Raw genomic sequence first — 25837 nt, 5'->3', positions numbered from 1 at the left:
TGAGCGAACTTTATGCCTCGTTTTATCACTATAACTGCCATTGCTGCTTGTTACTTTGTGTTTGCTATTTTGCTCAACAGTGTTGGTACTGTAATCCTGCAATCGATCAATAGTTTTGATATCAGTAAAACAGAAGCAAGTACACTGGAAGGTTTTAAAGACTTATCTATCGCATTTGTGTCATTTTTTGTTGCATCAATTATTCCAAGAATTGGCTATAAAGTTGCGCTACTCATCGGATTAACAATTGTCACTATCGCCTGTGCTATTACGCCAATGCTAGGTCAGTTTTGGGTGATCAAACTGCTATTTATGTGCATTGGTGTGTCTTTTGCGTTAGTAAAAATATCGGTTTACTCTGTTATTGGCCAATTAAGCGACTCGGTAAAAGCACATTCATCATTGCTCAATACCATTGAGGGTATTTTCATGTTGGGCAGTTTATCGGGGTATTGGTTATTTAGCTTTTACATCCATCCCGACAATGACTCATCAACCCACTGGCTACAAGTTTACTATCCGTTAACCGCAATGGTGTTAGTCGCGATGGTTCTCGTTTTCTGCTCATCCATGACCAAGCCGTCACAACAAGACACACCACCCAGTATTGTGGATGGGTTTGTCGACATGATCAAAATGAGCATAAAGCCTTTGGTACTCATTTTTGTTATGTCCGTGTTTTTATATGTGCTTATTGAACAAGGCATAGGCTCTTGGTTACCAACATTTTACAATGAAGTCATTAACCTACCGAGTCATATCAGTGTACAAATGGCGAGTATTTTTGCAGCATCACTCGCCATTGGACGCTTACTCGCGGGGCAAATTCTAAAGTTCATCAATTGGCATTTATTTCTAAATATCTGTCTCATCGGTATGGCGTTAATCATCGTATTTTTACTGCCCCTAACTGGAGCAAGTTCTGGTGAAGAAATAAAATCTATCGTTGATGCTCCACTTGTCGCTTATTTATTGCCACTTATCGGCTTAATGATGGCTCCTATATACCCCGTGTTGAACTCAGTAATGCTGAGCAGTTTAGCGCGTCACAAACACGCTCCGATGACGGGGTTGATTGTTGTTTTCTCTGCTTTTGGCGGCACGACAGGCTCGCTTATTACTGGTTATTTTTTTCAAGAAGTTGGAGGAAAGAATGCTTTCTATCTTGCCCTTATCCCAATGGTGCTGTTAATCATCAGCCTGTACTTTTTTAAGCAAGAGACTCAGAAAAGCTCTGTCAATAAGTCGTAACGAAAAGGCCTTTTTCATGGAACAGATCTATGATTCAACCAATCAAGCTAGACAAAGCTTGATGTTTTTTGAAAGTGATTTATTTAAAACGGTACAAATAAGTCATATTTTTACCGACAGTAAAACGTTTGCAGATGCGATTCCACGCATTGCCATGAACGATATTCTAAATGAATTCAATAAAATCAGTAGCAACTTATCTAAAGCTGAATTACTGCAATTTATAGCCAATTATTTCGAACTACCAGAATATCAAAGCATCGTCATAAATAATCCTTCTGCTGATATTGATAAATATATAGATACCTTATGGGGCAAACTTGAAAAAGCAGCAGATAAGCAAATCCCTGGTTCGCTATTGCCTTTGAATGGAAAATATATCGTACCGGGCGGTCGTTTTAGAGAAATATATTACTGGGATAGTTACTTCACCGCATTAGGGTTAATAGAAGCAAACAAGGTTGATATTGTCGAATCTATGTTCACTAATTTCGTCGACCTGCAGAAAAGATATGGTTGTATACCTAATGGCAACCGCAGCTATTATTTATCCCGCTCTCAACCTCCTATTTTAGGGTTGATGTTAGAACTATTACTTCCCTTTCAAGACAATTCAAAGCTGTTTTTAGCTCAACATCTCCAAGCAATTGAAACAGAATATCAGTTTTGGATGCAGGGAAATGAATCACTGTCCGCTGATAATAGTGAATTCAAACGGGTCGTAAAAATGCCAAATGGCTGTATTTTGAATCGTTATTGGGATGATTCAACATCACCAAGACCTGAATCATATTGCGAAGATATGGAGTTAATGAATAGTTTACATGCTAATCAAGATACTTTTTTTAGACATATACGTGCTGCTTGTGAATCGGGTTGGGATTTTAGTTCTCGCTGGTTATCTGACATCAACTCATTAGCCAGTATTAATACCACTAATATTGTTCCAGTGGATTTAAACTGCTTATTATATAAATTAGAAAAACTATTATCTGAATACCATTCTTCATTGAATAATGTGCTTAAGAGTAACCACTATGAGCACCTTGCTGAAACCAGAAAAACCGCCATTAACCAATATATGTGGTGCCCTGAGCAGCAATTCTTTTTTGATTACAATATCAAGAGTCACAATATGAGTTCGGTAAAATCATTGGCTGCCACTTTGCCATTATATGTTCAATTAGCAAGCCAATTGCAGGCCGACTCAGTCAGTAACATCCTTAAGAATGAGTTCCTAAAAGTTGGCGGACTCGTCACCACAGTAAATTCCACAGAGCAACAATGGGATGCACCGAACGGATGGGCACCATTGCAATGGTTTGCCACTCAGGGACTATCTACCTATCATCATAACTCGCTTGCTAATGACATTAAACAACGCTGGATGTCGACAATAGAAACGTATTTTACCCAAACAGGTAAATTAATGGAAAAGTACAATGTTTGTCAGCAAACACAGAAAGCTGAAGGCGGTGAGTATGATGTTCAAGAGGGTTTTGGGTGGACAAATGGCGTCTATCTTGCTTTTAAAAAACAATTGAAAGCCAAATAAAAGTGCAATAAACATAAAGGATCAAAAACGCCGAACTCGTTTTTGATCCTTTATTATGACGTAATGTCGTTACAAATGTTCTTCAGCAAACTCAGCTAAACGAGACCGTACGACGCCATTAAGATAAATATTGGCGCTGCCTTCAAAGTCTTTAAAACGTTCGACTATGTAAGTTAATCCTGATGTAACCGGTGTTAAATACGTCGAGTCAATTTGGGCTAAATTACCACTACAAATCAGTTTAGTGCCTTCGCCCATACGAGTGATCATGGTTTTAATTTGTGACGCGGTTAGGTTTTGACATTCATCTAAAATAACCACCGAGTTTTGAATAGAGCGGCCACGCATAAAGTTAATCGACTTAAACTGAATATTGGCTTTTTCCATTATGTAATTAACACTACCTGCTGGGTTTACATCATTTTTATGTAGCACTTCTAGCGTATCGGTTATCGCAGCCAACCAAGGGGTCATTTTCTCTTCTTCGCTACCCGGAAGAAAACCTATCGACTCAGCAATTTCGGGGGTATTACGGGTGACGATAATTTTGTCATATAACTTACGTTCGACGACCAATTCTAATGCCGCAGCCATCGCCAATAGCGTCTTACCGCAACCCGCTGGCCCCGTCAGAATAATCAGTTCAATATCAGGATCTAGCAAAGCATCTAGCGCCATACCTTGGTAAATATTTTTAGGATTAATTCCCCATGCTTCATGATGTAATAAGCGATCACGGCCGCGATCGATCATCTCTAAATGTTTATCGGTTTTACTGACTACTCGCCCACAAAAATCTGAGCTTTCATCGATTAAATACTGGTTAAGATAAAAGTTTTCATTACCAAGATGTTCCAATGGTACTTGGTGAACCGTATGCAACCCTCTACGTTCGGTGGAGACTTTATCGACATTTTGCCAAAAATCCCCAGAGAATTGATAAAAGCCTTTGGCGAGAAAACGCACATCATCAATCAACTGATCGCTGCGGTAATCTTCTACGCGCTCAATACCTGCACCTTTGGCTTTTAAGCGCATGTTAATGTCTTTAGTGACTAACACGACGGTGCGGGAAAAATGGATTTTTTGTAAATGCAGGGCGGTGTTGATAATGCGGTTATCGTTATTGTCTCCAGGCAGCGAGCCGATAATAAACTCGACTTGATGATCTGGGAAAATCGATAAATGACCAGAAACTTGAGAATGTTCTTCGCGAGTAGGCAATGCAACGCCTTTTAAAATTTGCTCTGGGGTCGTGGGACCACCAAGAATATCTTCTAATGCACGTATAGCCACTCGTGCATCACGACTCACATCTCGTTTGCGGTCCTTTATACTGTCGAGCTCTTCTAACACTGTCATGGGAATAACTACGTCATGTTCCATAAACGAATATATCGCTAAAGGTTCATGCAGTAACACGTTGGTATCCAGTACAAACAACTTTTTGTCGTTTCGTTGCATGGTGCCTCCAGAGTGCTCTCAATGAATAGATATCAGTATCACTTAACTTAACTAAACGTATAACATTAAAGGGATAATTAAAGTCTCTATTGAAAACAGGTCATTGCCATTAGCAATGCTGCCTTAATAAAATATGTCACTTGTCGGGTAAAAACTCAATGTCATCATCATCGCCTTTGCTTCACACTATGACGTCAATGTGACGCTAACATGTCAAGATGGTGTAAAAATGAACATCTAAACGATAAATCAATGCTAAAATTTCAATCTGGATGGGTTTGGTTTAACATACGCCCCCTTTTTTGTTTCACGCAATAAATGAGAGTAAAAGATGCCGTTTGCCTTAGGTCAACGCTGGATAAGTGATACCGAGTCAGAACTCGGATTAGGAACAGTCGTTCAAGTTGAAGGCCGCATGGTTACGCTGCTATTCCCTGCCACTGGAGAAAACCGGATGTTTTCTCGCAGTGAAGCTCCCTTAACCCGAGTTATTTTTAACCCAGGTGACACTGTCGAAAGCGGTGAAGGTTGGAGTATCACCATTGAAGAGCTTGAAGAAAAAAACCAATTGGTGATTTATCATGGTATTCATAGCGAGACTCAAGAAAAAGTCAGTCTTCGTGAGACCATGCTAAGCCACAATATTCGCTTTAATAAACCACAAGATCGTTTATTCGCCGGACAAATTGACCGCCTAGAACGTTTTGGGGTGCGTTATCAATGTCAGTTATTGCGCCACAAATTAGCCAGCTCAGATTTACTCGGTCAACAAGGCCCACGCGTAGGCTTAATTGCACATCAGCAGTGGATTGCTCATGAAGTGGGTAGCCGTTACGCTCCACGCGTATTACTGGCCGATGAAGTCGGTTTAGGTAAAACCATTGAGGCTGGCTTAATTATTCATCAGCAATTACTCACAGGTCGTGCTGAACGTATTTTAGTCATAGTCCCGGACACACTTCGTCACCAGTGGTTAGTTGAAATGCTGCGCCGCTTTAATTTACGCTTTTCAGTATTTGATGAAGATCGATGCGTAGAAGCTTATGCCGATAATGACAATCCGTTTTATACCGAGCAGTTAATTATTTGTTCACTTGATTTACTGCGCAAGAAAAAGCGTCTTGAACAAGCTGTAGACGCTGATTGGGACTTAATGGTTGTCGATGAAGCTCACCATTTAGAATGGTCAGAAGATGCCCCTAGTCGCGCTTATAAAATCGTCGAAGCGTTAAGTGAAGTGGTCCCTGGTGTATTACTCCTTACCGCGACCCCTGATCAACTCGGTCATCAAAGCCACTTTGCTCGTTTACGTTTGCTCGATCCAGATCGTTTTTATGATTACGATGCTTTCTTAGCTGAAGAAGCAAGCTACAAAGATGTGGCAGAAGCAGCTGAAGCATTAAGTCAGGATAAAAAATTACCCGACAGTGCCATTAACAGTTTAACTGAGTTGCTTAGCGAGAAAGACATCGAGCCAAGCATTCGTTTAATCCAGTCAAAAGAGGTTGATGCAGAATCACAGCAAGCAGCACGTCAAGAATTGCTCCAAGAATTGCTCGACCGCCATGGCACTGGCCGCGTACTTTATCGTAACAGTCGCGCATCAGTAAAAGGCTTTCCAAAGCGTATATTTAATGCTTATCCATATGAGATGCCTGCGCAGTACGTGACCGCTGAACGCGTTAACGCCATGATGGGCAGTGCCAAGCAGCCACTGGCTAAAGCAGCACAAGCATTAAGCCCTGAGAAGCTTTACCAGGCCTTTGAAAATGACAGTGCCAGCTGGTGGAAGTTTGATCCACGGGTAGACTGGTTAATTGAGTTCCTAAAATCGCATCGCAGTAAAAAAGTACTGATTATTGCTAGCCAGGCTGAAACTGCATTAAGCCTTGAAGAAGCGCTGCGAACCCGCGAAGGTATTCAAGCTACGGTATTCCATGAAGATATGTCGATTATCGAACGCGATAAAGCCGGCGCTTACTTTGCTCAAGAAGACGGCGGCGCCCAAGCATTAATTTGTTCTGAAATAGGCTCCGAAGGGCGTAACTTCCAGTTTGCTAGCCATTTGATTTTGTTTGATTTGCCGCTTAATCCTGATTTGTTAGAGCAACGTATTGGCCGCTTAGATCGTATTGGGCAACAAAACGATATCCAAATTCATTTGCCTTACTTGCGCGATACCGCTCAAGAAAGATTGATGCGTTGGTATCATCAAGGATTAAATGCATTCGAACTCACCTGCCCGAGCGGTCATGTGTTGTTTAACGAATTTGCCGATGAACTGATTAACGTACTTTGCGACGATGATGAAGATCAGATGACTCAATTGCTGAATCACACCCAGCATCGTTATAAAGAGCTTAAACAGGCAATGGAGCAAGGCCGCGATAAACTGCTAGAGATAAACTCTCACGGTGGCGAGCGTGCCAATGCATTAATTAAGCGTTTATCAGACAGCGATAACGATACTCATCTCATCGGTTCGGTCATTCGTTTATGGGATATTATTGGTGTCGATCAAGAAGATCGCGGTGAAAACTCAATCATTTTACGCCCTAGTGAGCACATGATGTTCCCTACTTATCCTGGGCTGAATGAAGACGGTATTACGGTGACGTTTGATCGTGAAACCGCTTTGTCTCGTGATGACATAGCATTTATCACCCAAGAGCATCCTTTAGTACAAACCGGCTTAGATTTAATCACTGGCTCAGAAACGGGCACCACCAGTGTGGCAATTCTAAAGAATAAAGCGCTTCCCGCGGGGACGCTATTTTTAGAATTAATTTACATGGCTGATGCCTCTGCCCCAAAATCGACTCAGTTATACCGTTATTTACCACCGACACCTATCCGGGTGTTATTGGATAAAAATGGTCTTAATATGGCAGATAAAGTGGACTACGCCAGTTTTGACAAACAGCTAAGTGCGGTAAACCGTCACATCGCTAGCAAGCTTGTTAATGCCTCACAGCCTATTTTACATCCGTTATTGGCCAAAGGTGAAGAGTATGCAAAAGAGTCGCTTAAGCAGCTAGTAGTGAATGCTCGCGCTAAAATGACTCAACAACTCACAGGCGAGCTGGAAAGACTTGAAGCCCTAAAAGCCGTAAATCCGAACATTCGTGAAGACGAGCTAGAATATATTCGTAATCAAATGACCGAGATAACGGGCTACATGGATAACAGTCAATTACAGCTTGATGCAATACGTATGGTACTTGTCAGCCACGTATAACGGCTAACTAGCATTAAATAATGTTGTATTAATCATGTCGTGTAACCAATGCCCTGTATATCAGGGCATTGTTTTTATTCGCGGTTATACATTAAGCTAACCGCATTATGGTGTTATTCGCTCGAGGTTATGGTGCAACTAGGACAATTTAGTCGATTATTAATCGTAACGATGAGCATATTACTGGCAGCGCCTGGCGCAAAGGCACAGCAACCTTACGGCTACTTACCTACCGATGAAATCAAATTTATCACTATTGACGGTAAACAAACTGAAGTGCTTGTAAGGTCTTGGCAGAGTAAAAAACACTTTGGTTCAGCGATGATTATTGCTGCGTCGGACACCGATGCTGATGCTGCCGGCTTAGCCAGCTACTTACGAACCAATATTAATGCCCGCGGTTGGGCAAGTATTAGCTTAACCCCAGCAAAAGGGCTATATCGGCCTAACTATGCAACAAAACCAGAAGAAATCACTAAAGCAGGCACCGAACAACTGCAATTAACCAGCAATAAAAGTATCCCAAAGTATGAGTCGTCTCAATTGCTTGAATTACGTAACTTTCAGCAAAGTAATCTCAATGAAGCCCTGAACCAATTAACCTCAACCACCAGTTTATTTCCTGGCGGCAAGATTCTAATTGTTATTGATGACACGGCCGGCATGGTCACGAATCTGCTTTATGACAAAAAAATTCCCACCCCTGATGTGCTAGTCATCGTCAACGCTTATCGCGAATTTGAGTATTTAATTGATCCGCAAAGTCAGCGTAAATCAATCGCCGAACAATTAGTCACCATGTCGATCCCGATCCTTGATATTCAATCCGCCGATGCACATCCGAATTCAATTGAACAAGCACCTACCCGCCTCAACTACAATCAAGTGAAACCTGCTAAGTATTATCGCCAATACCAAATGAGCTTGGACTTAAGCAGCCCGAGTGGCTGGGAAGAAGCCCTCGATCAAATAGAAGGCTTTTCCAGAACCGTTATCGGAAGATAGTAAATTCAGCGTAGCCATGACTAAAAATAGAGCATTAGCGAAAACAGATTATTACCACCAAGATTGACGAGACCGATAGGCTTTATCAGGATTTTTAGTTTGTCTAATCGCAGCAATCACGCGGTTTTTACCCAGCAACAATCTTATTTGGCTTAGTGATTCTCGGGCTAATAGGCTGCGCACTGAAGCGGTCCAACTTTGATTGATGCTGCGTTTAATCGCAGCATTAGCATCCGGGGAAGTGCGGATGATTTTTTGGGCTAGTGCCGTGGCACACTCATAAGCGTTATCACTTATTTGAGTCACCAAGCCTAGCTCAAGTGCTTGCTCGGCAGTTAAAATATCCGCGGTATAGGTCAACATCAACGCTTTGTCTTTGGGCATAATTTGCCTTAATGCCACCAAACCAGCCATATCTGGCACAAGCCCCCACTTTGCTTCCATTATCGACAACTTACAGTTTGGCGTCGCAATACGAATATCTGCCCCTAGCGCAATTTGAGTCCCACCGCCGTAGCAACAACCTTCTAGAACCGCAATAACAGGAACAGGCAAACGCTGCCATCCCAACGACACACGTTGGGCTAAATTTGCATTACCAGGCAACCACTTGAATAAAAGCTTTAATGCACTTGTAGGTGAACTCGCGACACTCTTCACATCTAAGCCTGAACAAAAGTTACCTTCCGCACCCGATAAAATAACCGCATAAACTCGTTTATCGCCACGGAGTTGTTTAATTACGTTATCAATCGCAGTAAACATTTCAACATTAAGCGCATTAATTTTACTGGGTCTATTTAAGCAAACATGGGCAATGCCATTATCTACCGTCAACTTAATCAACTCTCTTTCCATGAAACACCCTGTTACTGGTCAGTCCAGTTTTTAGACTAACATATCTGGACTATCTGGCGAATAGTAATAACATGACAAATAATCGGCACTGGTCAAAATATTGCCACACGTTATTTTGAACAAAATTTCATTGAGTGTTAGCCTGATATATTATCAATATAAGCATAACCATCTAATCTTCATGTTTTTACATAACATGTAACACCTGATTGATATGACATTGATGACTTTGTGGCAACGGCCACATAAATGTTACAAACTTAATTAAATGTTAAAACTAAGTTATCAATATTGTAAGCAAATAAGTATAATGATCTAACGAACAAAAAATCGCTGTAAATAGTCTTATAATAATAACTATCCGCCTCGCACCACTCGCAGTTGCATTAACGAGTTTTTTTCCCCTAAAGGCGAAATAAGGAAGACCAGCAACAATGACCATTCCAATATTAATATGCGACGATTCTGCGCTCGCCAGAAAACAAATGGCAAGAACTCTCCCCAAAGATTGGGACGTTGAAATTAGCTACGCCACAAATGGCGCTGAAGGCCTTGAAGTTATTCGCGCAGGTAAAGGTGAGATTGTGTTTCTCGATCTCAACATGCCAGTCATGGATGGTTACGAAGTACTTCAAGCGGTACAACAACAAGATTTACCGGCACTGATTATTGTGGTGTCAGGTGATATTCAAATTAAGGCTCATGAACGAGTCAAAGCATTAGGTGCCCTCGACTTTATTCAAAAACCCGTTAGTGCAGAGGCTATTAGCCATATTCTGCAAGAGTACGGTATTTTGACTCTTACCCAGGGTAATAAAGCTGAAGAAACGCCAATGATGAAAGTTGACATGCGTGATGCATGTCAAGAAATAGCCAACGTCGCCATGGGCAGAGCCGCTGACTTGCTCGCTAAGCTTCTGGATGTATTTGTACTACTGCCTATTCCTAACGTTAATGTGCTTGAAGTCAGCGAATTAACGATGGCCTTAAAAGCCACCGAACGAAACTCAACAGTCTCTGGGCTTTGCCAAGGATTTATTGGTGCAGGTATCGCGGGTGAAGCGTTATTACTGTTCCATGATTCTAGTTTTGAAGATATGGCCAAGTTAATGGGATTAGAAAATCCAAATGATATTGGTACTGAAATAGAAGTAATGATGGACACTGGTAATGTGCTCATTGGCGCTTTTTTAAATGGTATTTCTGAACAACTCGACATGAAATTCAGTCAGACCCATCCAGTAGTGCTTGGCAGACACTGCAGTGTCAACGAGCTCATTCACGACAACTCTGACAAATGGCAGCGCACTCTCGCGATGGAAATTAACTATCGAATAGAAGATTACAATATTGAATGTGATCTTCTGCTGCTATTTACTGAAGACTCAATTCCTACGCTGAACTACAAACTTGGCTATTTACTCGACTAATGTTGGATACTTTTTATGTCAAATGATCAAAGTGCGATGAACGAACTCCACTGGCTAATCGATATGGTGCAAACCATTGAGGTTGGTTTAGTTGTGCTCGATCGCGACTATAACATCCAACTTTGGAACGGTTTTATGGAAAACCACAGCGGTGTCTCACCCAATTCCATTAAAGGTAGTAATCTATTTGAAAAGTTTCCCGACTTACCCGCCACGTGGCTAAAACATAAAATGGAGTCGGTTTTTTTACTTAAAAATCGCACCTTTATTAGTTGGGAACAGCGTCCATACGTATTTCAGTTTAAAAACTATCGCCCGGTGACTGGCCGAGCCGATTTTATGTACCAAAATATTACCTTACTGCCATTAGCTTCGTTAACAGGGCAAATCACTCATATCAGCATTATTATCTATGATGTGACCGATATTGCGGTTAATAAACTGCAACTTAAAGCCGCTAATGAGCAACTTGAACAACTCAGTCAAACCGATGGTTTAACCCTTTTGCATAACCGTCGCCATTGGCAAAGTTGCATGGAAAAAGAATTCGATCGTTATTCACGTTATGGCGATGCGGCATCATTGGTGATGATTGATATTGATAATTTCAAGCGCATTAACGATGAATATGGTCACCCTGCCGGTGATAAAGTGATCCAACATATTGCCTATTTGTTAAAGCAAGCATTGCGTGACACTGACTGTGCAGGCCGATATGGCGGAGAAGAGTTTGGAGTGGTGCTATCTAAGACAACCGCAGAAGAAGCTCTCAACTTTACCGAACGATTAAGAAAGCGCATTGAAGAGTCGGAAGTCGCATTCGAAAACCGCCTCATTAGAGTCACGGTGAGTCTGGGCATTAACGATTTAGATTCTGAAATAGATAATAGCTCAACCTGGTTATCGGGTGCAGATAAAGCCTTATATGTCGCTAAGCAAGAAGGCCGTAACAAAAGCATTATCCATAAATAAGCGCCTAGCAAACTTTTTGGTTATCCATAAAAAAACGCCCATCTTTGATGAGCGTTTTTTTATGGAATTAGACAATCGATTTATTAGTGAAATGTACCATCTTCATCGTCTTCGTCTTCTTCATCGTCTTCGTCTTCTTCATCGCCTTCAACTTCATCACCGACAAAAAAAGTACCCCAACCGTCGTAGTCTACTTTTTGCTTGCCCGCAACGAGAATCAACTGTTCACATGCTTTATCCAGCAAAGGCACTTCTAGCTTATGCTTGGCAATAGCGTCAAAACAGAAAATAATCGAGCCATCTTCAAGTTCCATTTCTTCGGCATCATTCACTTCAAAACCAAGCTTAAATGCATCAACAGCGGCTTTTTCTAAACGATCAAAATTAGTCGCCGAAAAATGATGTTCAATTGTATATTCCGCATCAGGCTCTGAACCATCAGCAAGTAAGGCATCAACAATTTCAAGATTCTCAGCAAATTGCTCTTTTAACTGACGCTCAACAGACATGGATTACTCCGTAAATAGGACTCGTAAAAATGTTAACCAATTATACCCAAACTGACACAAGTTGCGAGCTTATGACGGATGTTTGACGACCAATAACATGGTTAAGCTTTGGCTTGCTGCATTAATGCTTCTGCTTCTTTGTTTAATTCAACTAAACGCGCCGACATAACTTGATGCACCTTAGCGTTTAACGCTTTAACATCATTCTTATCTAAGCCCGCCGTTGCTATCGGCTCCTGCATTTCTACAATCACCACACCGTTGTTCCAACGATTAAGGTTAATATGATTCTGACAAGAAGCTAATACTGGCACTATTGGCGCTTGAGCAGCGACTGCAGTATGGAATGCACCCACTTTAAAAGGTAATAATCCACGACCGCGTGAACGAGTCCCTTCAGGGAATATCCACACTGATAATAGTTTATTTTTCATTTTATCTACCGTTTTAGCCATAGTATCGAATGCACTATGACGATTGTTACGATCGATAAGGATATTGCCTGATAGCCAATATATTTGCCCAAATAAGGGTACCCACACTAAGCTCTTTTTACCTAAGCTGACAGTCCCTTTAGGCACAACTGACGTATGAGTAAATAAATCAAAATTATTTTGATGATTGGCTAAATAAATACACGGTTGCGATGTTGCACTGACTGGATGAGCACGTCTAATGACCTTAATGCCTAATACCGGTGCAACCGAACCAAAAAAACGGGCAACCAAATGTACATTGTCGCGATGCATTGGCCGCACAAGGCAAATAACAACTGAAAATATAAAGGCTAAAAATAACAGCACAACGAGAATGATTGAACGAGCGATAAGCAGCACAGCATACTCCTGCAATAAAATTGGCGTCAGTATAACGATGCTAGTCTAGGGACTCAACGTTTTGTTTACATATGTACGCTGAAATACTCTGCCCCTGTGATCTGGGGCAGAGTAACTTAGCTTATATGACAGAAGCTTATATGGCAGCTAGATGGCAGATATTTATTTAGCTGGTTGTTGTGCTGACACTGGTGAACGTAGTTTAAGTAACATTCTAAACAACAATGCACTTAATGCTAATGTCGCAACAATAGCGGCACCACTGGGTAAGTCATAGCGAGCAGACAACAGTAGCCCAGCAATATAACCCACTATGCCTACGCCATAAGCCCACACTAACTTGGTTTTACCTTGATACTTATTTAATGCCAAAGCCGGTAAAATAAGTGTGCTAAACACTAAATACACGCCTACTAACTCCACCGACAAAGTAATCACTAATGCAAATAAAAAGTAAAAACCTGCACCATCTAATATCCGTGGTTTCGCGATGATCACCCCAAGAATACCTGCAGAGACTACTGCAGGTAATGCTAACTGAGACCAACTCACCCACAATATTTGACCCGACATTAACTGCTTTAATAATTCAGCTCCATGAGGATCATTGGCTAACAATAACATTGCCGCCACCGCACTGAGCACATAAAAACAACCAATAAAAGCCTCGAGTTCACCGACTAAGTGTTTTGCCATCCAAGCGATAACTCCAGCACCGGCTAATGCAAACAACGCTGGCATCCAAACATGAGCAAACGGTAACGCTTCTACTCGATGATCTATGTGCGATACGATTGCCCCCAATGCAGCGACCTGAGCGATAGCCAAATCAATGAAGATAATGCCACGCTTAAGCACTTGTTGACCTAACAACACATGAGTTGATAACACTAATAGCCCTGCCACTAACGCAGGCAACAAAATAGACAGTAGCTCGACATCAAACATAGTGTTATTTCACTCCATTTAATAACGTCAGCAAACTATCATATAGACTGATTAAGTCTTTGCTTTCATCGTTACCACCTACCGACATCGGTAGCACCAATACCGGCAGATTTGCGCGTTCACCTAACCATTTAGCTCCACGTTCATCTTGATATGAAGCGACGATTACCGCCATTACATCGCCTTTTTCAGCACGAGTAAGTAATGAGGCTAGATGGCTGCTGGTGGGTGCTAAGCCGGGTTTAGGCTCAAGATCTGCCACTTGCTCTATTCCAGTCCAATTAAATAAATAACGGAAGCTCGAATGATAAGCGATGACCTTTTTACCGGCTAAGTTTTTAGCTTGCTCTTGCCACTGCGGTATTTTAGCCTGCCAACGTTGACTAAAGTCGCTCAATGACTGGGCATACTGACTGGCATTTTCTGGATCAACTTCAGTAAGCTTAGCGCTCAAAGCCTGCGCAACGGTCAACATCCGCAAGGGATCTAAATGCAAATGAGGATTTCCCTTTGCATGCACATCACCCATTGAACGATCTACTTGAGTTAACTTATCCAAGGTATCAATTTGGTCTGCCGCAAAAAACAAGCCTTTATCTGTTGAGTTAACCTGAGGATTAGCAGACTTCATTTGTAACATTGGCAACCAACCAATTTCTAAATCGGCCCCAGCACACACAACTAAATCAGCTTGGCGCATTTTAGCAATCAAGCTTGGTCTTGCTTGTACTTGATGTGGATCTTGCATCGCTGTGGTGGCCGAATACACCCTCGCATCGGGCGCTAAAGTTTGCGCTAATGCGGCATATTCAGGTTCACATGCAAACACGTTCAGTTCCGCTTTAGCTGTCGCGGTAAACAGCAGCGACATTGAAGCCACTGCTAAAAGCAATTTAGAATTGATGTGCACCGTGAGCTCCTAATGACATGACATATTGTAAAGTAAGGATATTATCATCTTCGAAACCATCGAAATTAGTTCCAGTCTGATGAGTGTATTGCAAACGCACGGTCGAAAAATGACTGCTATGCCAAGCAAGACTGACTTCAGACTCTTTTAATTTCTGTGGGTCGAGGTGATCTTCATGGATTTCATTAGTATCAATTTGACCGTAACGAATCCCAGCAGACCAACTTGGTGAAAATTGATACACACTACTCACGTACCAACCTTGATGATAGTCATCAGTACTAACGTCCTCATGATCTGCCTCAAGAATATGTCCAGGCTCCATACCAAAAATGTCAGTGACTCTAAAATATTCGCCACTCACGGTTAAGTTTTGATATTTGTAATTACCATTAGGTGCCCACTTATAAACAAAGTCAGCTATGTAGGTATTTTCGCCAGTATAAGATGCACTATGGCTGTGTTCAGTGTGTCCTTCCTCATCAACCACTTCATCTTCATGCTCCTCTTCGGCATAAGCTTGGCCATTCTGATTACGCAAATAGCTCAATCCTAGTTGCCAAGAACTCTCGATACCAATGTCACCACCGATTTTGGTTAATGCGGTATACACGCCAACATCATCAAAATCACGCTCTCCATGCTCATCTGCAGCGCGTAAACTTTCACCTTTAAACGCTTCAACGCCCATGGTCCAGTAGAGATCTGTTGGGGCCACATAATTTAAACGAATACCATCATCAAAATAATGACCACCTAAAAATGCACGATAGGCCGCTGGACGTTCTGAAAATGCATCGGTATGTAAATGTTGATTATTTAAATAACCAATATCCGATAAAAATCGACCCGCACGAACCGATAAACCGTAAGGCATCGCTAACGTTTGGATAAAGGCTTCTTCTAAATTAAGCTCTGTTTCACCGTCATGAGACTCAACAACTGCGGTCACTTTACCGTAAAACATTTCATCAATATTGGCACTTAATGCCAACTCAGTTTCGCCTAAACCAAAACCTTCAGCACGCTCAGCTAATGGCCGGTCGCCCGTTTGGTAATAACCATCGAGCACCGCACTAATACTAGGATTAGTTAAACTAGAATCTTCTGCCATTGCAGAATACGAACTCACAGCACAAGCCAGTGCCAATAACGAAACACGTGTGTTTAACGCAGACATAATATCTCCAAAATACAACAAGTAGCCGCCTATCTGGGTTTAGAGTAAACCGACAGATAACGGAAAATAAATCATTACAATGTTGGACTAACGAGATACAGGTGGGGCACGACTTTGATAGTAGGCTTGGAATACGCTAAGTAAAAAAGGCAGCGTATAGTGTTGGCGTTCGAACGTTTGCTTAGAAACAGCAAAAACTAAATTGGAAGAGTGAAGCGTTTTATTAAGCTGATGCTGATGGAAACACAAGGTACAATGATTTTGTACGCCGTCATCAAGATGTTTAACTGAGTGTGCAGACGCAGCAACAGACAACACAATCAAAATGGCACTGAGCCAGATTGCGATAGTTTGTCTTATTTTGATGCGGGAACTCACCAGCACAACTCCATCAGGTTAATAAAAGTGAGCGTTAGTGTAAAAGACCGTAGCTGAAAAGCAACCCTTAGATTGTGACAATTCATGACAACCCATTCACAACGACGCTCATTAGCAACTAATATTAACCACTACCAATAACAACTACCAATAACAACTAATAGGTGACTAAGTCGTTATTTTTAAGATAGCCTTAAGCTATGACCCATACCATAACGAATGTGTAAAACATCATCATTACAGGACAAACACCATGGCACAATTTATTAAAGAAAACATTGGCATCATTTTAGTCATGATCATTGTTGGGGTTGTCGTGTTAGGCGGGATTTACTATGTTGAAGCATCACTAGAAAGCCAAGTTATTGAAGTTAATTAACAAGCTTATTTCGCACTAGTCTCTGCACTAGGATCATTTTCAGGTGCTTCAATCAGCTGTAAATGGTCCATAATATGCGACAAACCAACCATAATAACGGCCAAAATAATCAATGGAGTAGTGATAACGGTTACACCCTCAACAAAATAACCTACTGCAGCAGCAACAACCCCACCATAGAAACCTACTATTTTAACAACTGATAAATATTTATTATGCCCAAGCCATGCTGCACAATGAGGGCATTGAACTTCTACGGACAAACCTTTCCCGCGACTGTCTTTCACCTTCGCAATTGAAAAAGATTTATAGCAATGAGCACATTGCAGCGACATGATAATTTCCTCAGTTCAATAATGGCGGCAGTGTAACAAATTAACCAACCAATTACTGTACTTGGCTCCTATAGGATTTTTCCACTATCATAGCCGCAACTCAGAGCCAAAGGACCACTTTCCATGCTACGGATTTTACTTACGTTATTATTATTCACCTCGGCAGTGTTTATGACGCCATCTCTTCGTGCAGAACAAGATGCAGTGGTACCGATTGTTGCCACTAGCCAGCTAACCGATACCCAGACTCAAATAAGTCGCTTACAACAAACGATCGAGCAAGATACCAAGTTACTATTTAAAGCAAAAGGTGAACTACGTGCATTTACTGAATATCGCATTAAAAACAAATCGTCTGAATTACGCGACATAATTGGTCAACTCATTGCAACACCCGACGCAGACCAACAATATTTAGTCACTTTAGTGCAAAGCCAAATGGCCTTTTTAGAGAATGTCAGTGCATACTTAAACGACCACATTATGACCATGCGTCTTGGATTAAGCCAAGATGATGACAATAAGAGCATCTTAGCCATTTCACAACGCGAATTTGAACGCGACCATTATCTCAAGGCACAATTAACCACTCTGCAGTGGGCAGAAACACTGAATATAGATGTGAGTGTCCAAAAGCAAAAATTGACCGAGTTTATGCTCAATAGAGCCGATCAGTTCGATAGTTTAGTGCATTACACTCAAGATGAATTACAAAAAGCCGTTGCAGAAGCCGCTGATGCAGGTGCAGATATCACCAGCGAACAAAAAGCTGATGTGGTGGCACTAAAAGAACGCTTGGAGCAAAGCAGCTCTAGCTTAGCGGTTTCAGCGGGAATACTCGAAACATTAGGCCAGAACGTGGCACCATTTAAACAAACATTGTTTAGTGTTTCTGGTGATATCACCCAAGATGTATTGAATTTTAGCGTCGCGTCTAACCTGCTACAGGGTTGGGGTAAAGTCATTAAAGATCAGACGATTAATAATGGGCCCAGTTTAACCTTTAAGATTTTAGTGTTTCTATTCATATTATTTGCCGCAAGTTTAGTCGCCAAAATTGTCACTCAAATTATCTCTAAAACGGTACGAGCATCAAAATTACAATTTAGCCAATTACTGCAAGACTTCTTTATATCTTTGTCCAGTAAACTAGTGTTTGCCCTAGGATTATTGATAGCCTTATCACAGCTCGGATTTGAGCTTGGGCCGTTACTCGCAGGTTTTGGTATTGCGGGAGTCATTATTGGTTTTGCACTGCAAGATACCCTGTCTAACTTCGCCTCTGGCATGATGATCTTAATCTACCGCCCATTTGATGTCGGCGACTTAATCAATGCCGCTAATGTTACCGGTCGCGTCAGCCACATGAGCCTAGTATCAACAACAATCAAAACGCTAGATAACCAACGTCTTATTGTTCCAAACAATAAAATCTGGGGCGATACCATTAACAACATCACCGCAGAGCATCAGCGCCGAGTAGACATGACCTTTGGCATTAGCTACAGCGACAATGTTGAACATGCAGAAACCATATTAAAAAGTATTGTAGAACAACATCCTAAGGTGCAAGCGCATCCAGAACCGATAGTCAAACTCCACACATTGGGCGAATCGTCAGTCGACTTTATTGTAAGGCCTTGGGTTAAACCCGATGATTACTGGGAAGTATACTGGGACATTACTCGCGCAGTGAAAATACGCTTTGATGCGGAAGGCATTAGTATTCCGTTCCCGCAACGCGATGTACACATATATCAAAAGTAAGCTTTGCAGTTAGCAATAAAAAGGCTCAAGTCATCGACTTGAGCCTTTTTATTAATAGATAAAGTTAGCTAACCAAAGGGCTTATAAATAAGTGATGCTGCCCTGTAAATGCGGTCGGCGGCCTTTAACATCACGCATTTCAAAACGTTTACCATTTTCAATACTTTCAAACGCAAACGTCACTTCAGACGGCATAAATACTGGCAGTTTAAATTCAACATCAACTTGAAATGGTCGATCGCCAACAAACGTCATTAACTGAGACAACACCCGCGCTTTAGACCACATTCCATGCGCTAACACTCGCTCAAAACCAAAGCGTTTTGACAACAATGGATGTAAATGGATCAAGTTATAATCGCCAGAAGCTTTAGCATAGCGACGGCCTAAATCATCGGTTAAGCGCCATTGTTGAACGTTTTCCCATACCATACCTGATGCTTTAGGTGGACGAGCACGACGACCTGCAGACTCTATACGATATAAGTAAGTTGATAGCGCTTGCCAAACTAACTCTTCACCGACAAACACTTTAGACACCAAATCAAACTCAAGCCCAGCATCGGTCGTGCGACTTGTGGCTAACTCACACTGTACGATTAAGGTTTCATCTGCTCGCACTGGGCGTAATACACTAATACTATTTTTTAAATGGAGCATGCCAAGTAACGGAAATGTCACCGCTTTATGCGTAAAAATCATCGCATGTAAACGAAACGCCCAAACATACAAATACGTTGGCGGTAACGTCATACCGTCATATTCAAAACTGCACACAGCAGCATATTGGCTAATTTTATCTTGCGACAACACCACATTCGACGCTTGTACATAAATATTCGGAAGCGGTTGTTGGTTCCATCCCGGTTTACGTCCAAACAGGATTTTGCGATACAAAGACAAAAGCGAAGGCATCGCTTTTAATTCGATAGCGTAGTCGTGACTCAAAATGTTGTACCCTAGGTAGGCAGCAAAAAGCATGTGCTGCAAAACGGTTAATAGATGATTATACCTTAGACTCCTGCCGTTGCTAAACCGCTAATTACTTTTTGCGTTTAAAACAGTATGTCGCGACAACATATATTGATGCCATCAACTCACAAACTCTCGACACAATGGTTGTGACTACTCGCTTACTACAACTAATTTACCTTTACCTTTTTCAATCCAAAATGAGATAATTATCCGACTTAACTGACCTAACGCAGCCGATACAGTGCAAGACAAAAACTTTGATAAACTCAGCCAAAAATTTGCCCAAAATATTTACGGTACCACTAAAGGTGAAATCCGTGCTGCAGTATTATGGCGCGACTTAGTTCCGGCTTTAGCCAGCCTTGGCAAACCAAGATTACGTATTTTAGATGCCGGTGGCGGTTTTGGTTATTTGAGTCAAAAACTGGCAGCTTTAGGCCATGATGTCGTGCTATGTGATATTTCTGAGCAAATGCTTGCCCTAGCACAGCAACAGATTGAAGCGGCAAATACTGCATTATCGATACAGTTAATCCACAGCCCAATACAAGCATTAACCGTTGAAGAGTATGGTCAATTTGATGTCATTCTCTGCCATGCGGTAGCAGAATGGTTAATTGATGCCCGCAGCACCTTGCAAGGTTTACTGGCATTATTAAAGCCTAATGGTTTATTTTCTCTGATGTTTTTTAATAAAGAAGCTTTACGGTTTCATAGCTTAATATCAGGTAATTTTGACTATGTTAACCGTGATTTCAACGTCAAAAAGAAGGTCGGATTAACCCCGACCCACCCGCTGTATATTGAAGATGTCCGCACTTGGTTTAGCCAATGGCAACTGTCGATGGTGAGTCAATCGGGCGTAAGAGTTATCAATGACTACTTGAAACATAATCTGCCACCTGGCTTTGATAAACATCAACTGATTGAGATGGAGTTGGCTTATTCTCAACAAGAACCTTATTTGTCGCTTGGGCGCTACATTCACTTTGTAGGCCAATCGACTTAACAATAAACTCAGGCTTTAGTATCTTATTTTCAACAACTTATTTTCAATAACTTACTTTCAATAACTTACCTTTCGAATAACTGGCACCACATCGACATTAACACTGTAAAAAGCTACAGCGAGTAATTGTTGCTCCTTGCTGTTTTAGTAGGTCAGGAATAGCTTGCTGTCCGACAATATGGCCAGCGCCCACCACAATAAATAATTGTTTGTGGGTTTTACTTTGTAACAACTGGATGATTTTTTGCGCCATCGTGTGATTACGTTGCCACAACAGCTTTTCGAGTAATTCGTCAGCATCGCCCGCTTGCGATTCCATAATTTTTGCTAGAGCATTACTATCGCCTTGGCGCCAAGCGTAGATTAAATCAAGCATTTCAGCATCGCTAGCGTTAATCGAATCATCCAGCATTTGCAGCTGAGTCGCAGTTGAAAATGATGAAATTAATTCGAATTGAAACTGAATGCTTTCCAGCTCAACCAAAGCTTTACCACTGCGATTTGCCATAAAATAAGCGTCGACACCCTGTTCTGCGCTGTAACCTAATTGCCCAAAACGCCCCATGCTAATTTGCGCTGACTGCAACCAAGGTGCATACGGAGCCAGTGCTTGGCATAAGGTTTGATGACTTTGACAATACTCTTGCCGAGTCGCATTAACGTCTGCGGCAATATCTGCCGACAAACCACCATATTGTTGCAATAACGCCCCAGTATCGCCTTGGCTAATATCAGCTTCAACGACCAACGCATCCGATTGTTTAAATGCTGATTCTATATGTTGTGCTAATGGGTAAAAGTCTTGCCGACCAATATGAATGGAGCCCAATAAATACGCTTGCTGTTGCTGATACTCTATTTTATAGAATACCGGTGAATCCAACGCAGCTGCCGATGTCGATGTAAAACACAGCAGTAATGCAACTAAACCGTAGCAATTTCGTTGTAAGCGACCATAAATCAAATTGATATTGAAAATAAGCCGACTTTCTCTTGTTGCCTGCATACCAGCTCCTTATAATTAACGTTATTCTTTGCACATGCACTATGAGGCAATTATGCCGTACACCAATGTTTTTCTACAAATAAAAGAAAACCTGCAAGTCGCCTATAGACAAGCCATTGATTCAGATGCTCGCCTCGATGAGTTACGTAAAGAAGGCCACGGTAAGTTTGTGGCGATTTTTACGGAAGATCAAGGTTTTACAACTAGTAGTAATCGTTTCTTACCTTATGTACAAGAAATGGTTGCAGAATTTGATGCGATGCAGAACAGCACTCATGTTGCACCAGAGACACTTGAAGCCTTTGTCAAAAAGCTTGCGGCCTTACTACAAACACTACAAGTATTTAAACTCGCCAAGTAATCGCTATGATCGTAGGGTCTGTTGATCTTTCAAAGTGGTTTTTGCAGCGAATTGTTAGTCATTTATATAAGGCAGAGGCTTTGTAGTGTAGTTATGCTACACAAAGAGCCGACAACGCAGTAGAAATGACTAACAAACGCTGCCAGAAGGATTCGGCTAAAAACGTTTTACACTTTGTTGAGTGCATCTTCTCGAAGAGATAGTTGCTTAGATTGCGAGGCACCAATCGCCTCGATTAACACATTTTTATCTCGAACAAAATTTAACTAACAAAGATTAACAGGCCCTAATACTTTCTTATTAGGAGCTTTCCATCATATGACATAATCTTGTCATATTTTCGCAATAGACTTGTCTCTCATTGGTAACAATACCGAACGCGATGCCATTAGGTAATTAATTGAATGAGACCTACAGATGACGGCTTTACAGCTCGTAAGTGAACTTGACAACATCATCGAACAGCAATCTATCGATGCTGTATTTCAGCCGATTTTCAATGTTTCAACAAATCAATTGCACGGTTATGAAGCGCTCAGTCGTGGCCCTAAAAGTAGCCCGTTACACACCCCTTTCGCCTTATTTACTACCGCCGAAAAACAAAACTTATTAAGCGAACTTGAAACCTTATGTCGCAGTATTTCAATTAATGCATTTCACTCGCGCCAGCTTAATGGCAAGCTATTTATTAATATTTCACCAAAAGCATTGCTCGATCCCAATCATCCAAAAGGCATGACATTACAGCTTATTAAACAATTGGGGATCAACCCGGCGGATGTGGTTATTGAATTGTCCGAACAATATCCTGCCGACGATATCGACTTGCTAAAATCCTGCTTAAACCATTATCGAAATCAAGGTTTTTTAACCGCTATTGATGATTTAGGCGCCGGTTATTCTGGGTTACGCTTGTGGTCTGAATTAGCACCAGACTATGTCAAAATTGACCGCCATTTTATTCATCAAATAGACACCACCGCAGTAAAACAAGAGTTTGTCCGCTCTATTGTCGATTTATGCCAAAACTTAACCTGTAAAGTGATCGCAGAAGGCATTGAAACCAATGAAGAGCTCACCACCCTAAAACAGTTAGGGGTAACCTATTGCCAAGGCTACTTTCTCGGACGACCAGCGCTCCATCCAAACCAGCAATTTAGCAGTGAACTGAGCACTCCCATGGCTCAACCCAATTCCCGTTATTGTGAAACGGCTGAAAGTTTATGCACTAACGCCATAAAAGCATCTCCCAGCACACAACTAAAAAAAATCAGTCAAACTTTTTCTGAACAACCAGCATTACAAGCCATTGTGGTAACCGAAAATAACAAGCCATTAGGTATCGTCAATCGCAGCACATTACTCGAGCTATTCAGCACACCTTATGGCCGTGCATTACACGAAAACCGGCCTGCGAAAATGGCAATGGACACCAAGGTATTACACATTGATGCCAACGAACCGCTTACCCATGTCAGCAAATTACTCACCTCTGACTCAGTCAACACGGTAGCGCAACAGTTCATTATTTTGCGTAATCAGCAGTTGATTGGCATTGGCCATACTAAAGATTTATTACAACGTATTACTGAACATAGAATAAAAATGGCGCGACACGCAAACCCTCTCACCAATTTGCCGGGGAACGTGCCAATACAAGAAGAGCTAAAACGCTTAAGGCTACAAAAAAAATCTTACTATCTTGCCTATTTAGATTTAAGTCACTTTAAGCCCTACAACGATATTTATGGTTTTTGGCGTGGGGATGAAGTCATTCAGTTAGTCGCAAACTTGTTGCTGCCTTATCAAAATGAACATTGTTTTGTTGGCCATATTGGTGGAGACGATTTTGTTATGATAAGCATGCAAGACGACACGCTAGCCAACTGCCAAACAATTATTGAACGGTTTGAGCAACAGAAAATGAGTTTTTATAATAGCGATCACTGGCAAGCACAATCAATGCAAGCCCAAGACAGACAGGGGCTGCAATTCCAATACCCTTTGGTTTCATTATCCATTGGGGTTTTACCACCATTGGTGACCCAACAAGCAACAGAGTATCAAATATCAACGTTAAGCGCCCAAGCCAAAAAGCAGGCAAAAATCGCTTCAAATGGATTTTACCTGCATGAAAAACAATCAACAATGCTTAGCTTATAATTTGGGAGCTACCGTTTTTTGTAACCAATCATCAAATAAGTTGGTTTCATATTGAAACGGTCTGTTATTGAAATTACGCGTATTGTTCATAAAACTCATGTCGATAATTTTTTCATCTCCAGCAATAATGACTTTGTCACCTTCATTTACACTGTAGCTAAACGTCGCTCTGGGTGGATATAAATCTTTTACAATACGTAAATCACCTGGCGTAGCCCCAAATGTTGGTCGCATGTCTCCAGCTAAATCAAAGTTAGTCACTTGCATTTGCAAAGTCTGCCCTGGCTTAAGGATTTTTTCAGCCTGTTTATTGATGTTTTTGGTTAAGGTTTCAAATAAACGGTTTTCAAAGCGCGACTGAAGTTCATTTGAGGTTTTAATATCACGAAAATCTTTTGGATTTTGCCACTCAATTTTAACCAGCCCCACTTCGGTAACAGGGTTCGCTTCTGGCGCATCTTCGGCCATGGCAACTTGGCATACCAATACCGGAGCAAGTAGTAAATATTTTACGTTCATAATAGACCTCCAAAGGGGTTAAGACGCTTACAACACAACCGCTTCATACTGTAAGTTAAACAATCAATCCAGCACGTCATGTTTAACGTTTGTCTAAACTGTTGTGGTCATATTGCAATGCGGATAATCGTCATTAAATTGAATGTTAGCCATCTAGCCAGCATCATATGTAATAACTATAGACCTGTTAAGCTGAACCAACGCTTAACAGTTTCATCCCACTAAAAAGGAAATCGTGCGCTCAATAAAGGATAGGTTTGACGCATCACTTTTGGCTTGGTGCTGAATTTTTTACCCACTGGTGTATTCTGGCCTGATGGCATAAACGGCAACTCATCCCCATTACGGTCTTCGTAAATTTTACCTGCAATTAAATCGTAGTCTTCAACAAACGGGTAAGCATAATCATCCACTAACGGCCATTGTGCTAACTCACCCAAGCAGTCAGGATTAGCAATAACCTTGTCATACCATTGCTGACCTAACGACAGTAAAAAACATCTAAACTCAGCAAAGGCATAGTCAGAATCGCAACCAGTAATGATGTATGCAGCGCCCCAAACTGACCATAAATAACTACGGCGTAATTGCTGGCCTAACATTTTATCAAATGTCTTTAGCGCTTCATCATCCAAGAGTTGCAATTGTTCGCGTAAACGCAATTCAAGATCAGCAGAAGACTGCTCTGGTTGATCTCGTGTTACCAGCGCCCAAAAATGTGTTTCTGTCATCAAAATGTATCCATCGCTCTATTTTGTGAGATATTCTACCTCAAATTTTCCAGCTAGA

The 25837-nt window shown here is 41.4% G+C and carries 24 protein-coding genes; 11 read left to right on the top strand and 13 right to left on the bottom strand.

Annotated features, from left to right (window positions below):
• The first annotated feature begins 12 nt into the window (after positions 1-12).
• Positions 13-1251: an MFS transporter gene (locus CXF88_RS02255; protein ID WP_197708402.1), complete on the top strand. Its 1239-nt coding sequence runs from the start codon at positions 13-15 to the stop codon at positions 1249-1251.
• Between the two features lie 16 nt (positions 1252-1267).
• Positions 1268-2806, top strand: a complete 1539-nt coding sequence (gene treF / locus CXF88_RS02250; protein WP_101085149.1) for an alpha,alpha-trehalase TreF — start codon at positions 1268-1270, stop codon at positions 2804-2806.
• 69 nt (positions 2807-2875) lie between these two features.
• Here treF and CXF88_RS02245 read toward each other — a convergent pair whose 3' ends face one another.
• Entirely contained in the window at positions 2876-4270 is a 1395-nt protein-coding gene (locus CXF88_RS02245; RefSeq protein WP_101085148.1) for a PhoH family protein, read from the bottom strand.
• A 331-nt stretch (positions 4271-4601) separates the two neighbouring features.
• On the opposite strand from CXF88_RS02245, the gene rapA reads away from it, so the two are divergent.
• Together rapA and CXF88_RS02235 are read left to right on the top strand one after the other, a co-directional pair.
• Positions 4602-7508 carry an RNA polymerase-associated protein RapA gene (rapA, locus tag CXF88_RS02240; protein ID WP_101085147.1) on the top strand — a complete coding sequence of 969 codons (2907 nt, stop codon included), beginning with the start codon at positions 4602-4604 and terminating at the stop codon, positions 7506-7508.
• 129 nt (positions 7509-7637) lie between these two features.
• Positions 7638-8513 carry an alpha/beta hydrolase family protein gene (locus tag CXF88_RS02235; protein ID WP_242445081.1) on the top strand — a complete coding sequence of 292 codons (876 nt, stop codon included), beginning with the start codon at positions 7638-7640 and terminating at the stop codon, positions 8511-8513.
• A 51-nt stretch (positions 8514-8564) separates the two neighbouring features.
• Here CXF88_RS02235 and CXF88_RS02230 read toward each other — a convergent pair whose 3' ends face one another.
• The gene (locus CXF88_RS02230) at positions 8565-9371 is read right to left on the bottom strand and encodes a crotonase/enoyl-CoA hydratase family protein (protein WP_101085145.1); all 807 of its coding nucleotides are present in this window, start codon (positions 9369-9371) and stop codon (positions 8565-8567) included.
• A gap of 434 nt (positions 9372-9805) precedes the next feature.
• On the opposite strand from CXF88_RS02230, the gene CXF88_RS02225 reads away from it, so the two are divergent.
• Both CXF88_RS02225 and CXF88_RS02220 read left to right on the top strand, forming a co-directional pair.
• Positions 9806-10801, top strand: coding sequence for a response regulator (locus CXF88_RS02225; RefSeq protein ID WP_101085144.1), 996 nt, complete (start codon positions 9806-9808; stop codon positions 10799-10801).
• Positions 10802-10816: 15 nt separating this feature from the next.
• On the top strand, positions 10817-11773 hold the full coding sequence (locus tag CXF88_RS02220; protein WP_101085143.1) for a sensor domain-containing diguanylate cyclase: 957 nt from the start codon (positions 10817-10819) through the stop codon (positions 11771-11773).
• Positions 11774-11856: 83 nt separating this feature from the next.
• Here the strand turns inward: CXF88_RS02220 and rraB are convergent, their stop codons facing one another.
• From rraB to CXF88_RS02190, 6 genes are all read right to left on the bottom strand, one after another.
• Entirely contained in the window at positions 11857-12282 is a 426-nt protein-coding gene (rraB, locus tag CXF88_RS02215) for a ribonuclease E inhibitor RraB (RefSeq protein WP_101085142.1), read from the bottom strand.
• 101 nt (positions 12283-12383) lie between these two features.
• Positions 12384-13118, bottom strand: coding sequence for a 1-acylglycerol-3-phosphate O-acyltransferase (locus CXF88_RS02210; RefSeq protein ID WP_101085141.1), 735 nt, complete (start codon positions 13116-13118; stop codon positions 12384-12386).
• A gap of 162 nt (positions 13119-13280) precedes the next feature.
• Positions 13281-14066 carry a metal ABC transporter permease gene (locus CXF88_RS02205; RefSeq protein WP_101085140.1) on the bottom strand — a complete coding sequence of 262 codons (786 nt, stop codon included), beginning with the start codon at positions 14064-14066 and terminating at the stop codon, positions 13281-13283.
• A 4-nt stretch (positions 14067-14070) separates the two neighbouring features.
• Positions 14071-14976, bottom strand: coding sequence for a zinc ABC transporter substrate-binding protein (locus CXF88_RS02200; RefSeq protein ID WP_197708401.1), 906 nt, complete (start codon positions 14974-14976; stop codon positions 14071-14073).
• Positions 14960-16156, bottom strand: coding sequence for a hypothetical protein (locus CXF88_RS02195; RefSeq protein ID WP_101085139.1), 1197 nt, complete (start codon positions 16154-16156; stop codon positions 14960-14962). The genes CXF88_RS02200 and CXF88_RS02195 overlap by 17 nt, the downstream gene beginning before the upstream one ends.
• A gap of 87 nt (positions 16157-16243) precedes the next feature.
• Positions 16244-16534, bottom strand: coding sequence for an ABC-type zinc uptake system zinc chaperone (locus tag CXF88_RS02190; RefSeq protein ID WP_101085138.1), 291 nt, complete (start codon positions 16532-16534; stop codon positions 16244-16246).
• 253 nt (positions 16535-16787) lie between these two features.
• Between CXF88_RS02190 and CXF88_RS22165 the strand changes: the two genes are divergently transcribed.
• Positions 16788-16913, top strand: coding sequence for a hypothetical protein (locus tag CXF88_RS22165; protein WP_259395501.1), 126 nt, complete (start codon positions 16788-16790; stop codon positions 16911-16913).
• 5 nt (positions 16914-16918) lie between these two features.
• Here CXF88_RS22165 and CXF88_RS02185 read toward each other — a convergent pair whose 3' ends face one another.
• A complete protein-coding gene (locus CXF88_RS02185; RefSeq protein ID WP_101085137.1) occupies positions 16919-17248 on the bottom strand; it encodes a hypothetical protein in 330 nt (109 codons plus the stop codon).
• A 123-nt stretch (positions 17249-17371) separates the two neighbouring features.
• Here CXF88_RS02185 and CXF88_RS02180 point away from each other — a divergent pair, with 123 nt between their 5' ends.
• The gene (locus tag CXF88_RS02180) at positions 17372-19015 is read left to right on the top strand and encodes a mechanosensitive ion channel family protein (protein WP_101085136.1); all 1644 of its coding nucleotides are present in this window, start codon (positions 17372-17374) and stop codon (positions 19013-19015) included.
• An 81-nt stretch (positions 19016-19096) separates the two neighbouring features.
• Here CXF88_RS02180 and CXF88_RS02175 read toward each other — a convergent pair whose 3' ends face one another.
• Positions 19097-19963: a MaoC/PaaZ C-terminal domain-containing protein gene (locus CXF88_RS02175; RefSeq protein WP_101085361.1), complete on the bottom strand. Its 867-nt coding sequence runs from the start codon at positions 19961-19963 to the stop codon at positions 19097-19099.
• A gap of 268 nt (positions 19964-20231) precedes the next feature.
• Here CXF88_RS02175 and CXF88_RS02170 point away from each other — a divergent pair, with 268 nt between their 5' ends.
• On the top strand, positions 20232-20999 hold the full coding sequence (locus CXF88_RS02170) for a methyltransferase domain-containing protein (protein WP_101085135.1): 768 nt from the start codon (positions 20232-20234) through the stop codon (positions 20997-20999).
• A gap of 97 nt (positions 21000-21096) precedes the next feature.
• Here CXF88_RS02170 and CXF88_RS02165 read toward each other — a convergent pair whose 3' ends face one another.
• Entirely contained in the window at positions 21097-22005 is a 909-nt protein-coding gene (locus tag CXF88_RS02165) for a TraB/GumN family protein (RefSeq protein WP_101085134.1), read from the bottom strand.
• A 52-nt stretch (positions 22006-22057) separates the two neighbouring features.
• On the opposite strand from CXF88_RS02165, the gene CXF88_RS02160 reads away from it, so the two are divergent.
• Complete coding sequence (locus CXF88_RS02160) at positions 22058-22366, top strand: prephenate dehydrogenase (RefSeq protein WP_101085133.1); 309 nt, start codon at positions 22058-22060, stop codon at positions 22364-22366.
• 417 nt (positions 22367-22783) lie between these two features.
• Positions 22784-24529, top strand: a complete 1746-nt coding sequence (locus tag CXF88_RS02155) for a GGDEF domain-containing protein (RefSeq protein ID WP_101085132.1) — start codon at positions 22784-22786, stop codon at positions 24527-24529.
• Here CXF88_RS02155 and CXF88_RS02150 read toward each other — a convergent pair.
• Together CXF88_RS02150 and CXF88_RS02145 are read right to left on the bottom strand one after the other, a co-directional pair.
• Positions 24524-25048 carry a DUF3016 domain-containing protein gene (locus tag CXF88_RS02150; RefSeq protein ID WP_101085131.1) on the bottom strand — a complete coding sequence of 175 codons (525 nt, stop codon included), beginning with the start codon at positions 25046-25048 and terminating at the stop codon, positions 24524-24526. The two genes, CXF88_RS02155 and CXF88_RS02150, sit on opposite strands and share 6 nt — an antisense overlap.
• A gap of 221 nt (positions 25049-25269) precedes the next feature.
• Positions 25270-25779: a DUF4240 domain-containing protein gene (locus tag CXF88_RS02145; protein WP_101085130.1), complete on the bottom strand. Its 510-nt coding sequence runs from the start codon at positions 25777-25779 to the stop codon at positions 25270-25272.
• Positions 25780-25837 lie beyond the last annotated feature (58 nt).

This window comes from Shewanella sp. ALD9 (assembly GCF_002836315.1).
Classification (GTDB): Bacteria; Pseudomonadota; Gammaproteobacteria; order Enterobacterales; family Shewanellaceae; genus Shewanella.
Note: the sequence above shows the minus strand (reverse complement) of the source record. Positions and strands in the feature narration are given on the sequence as shown.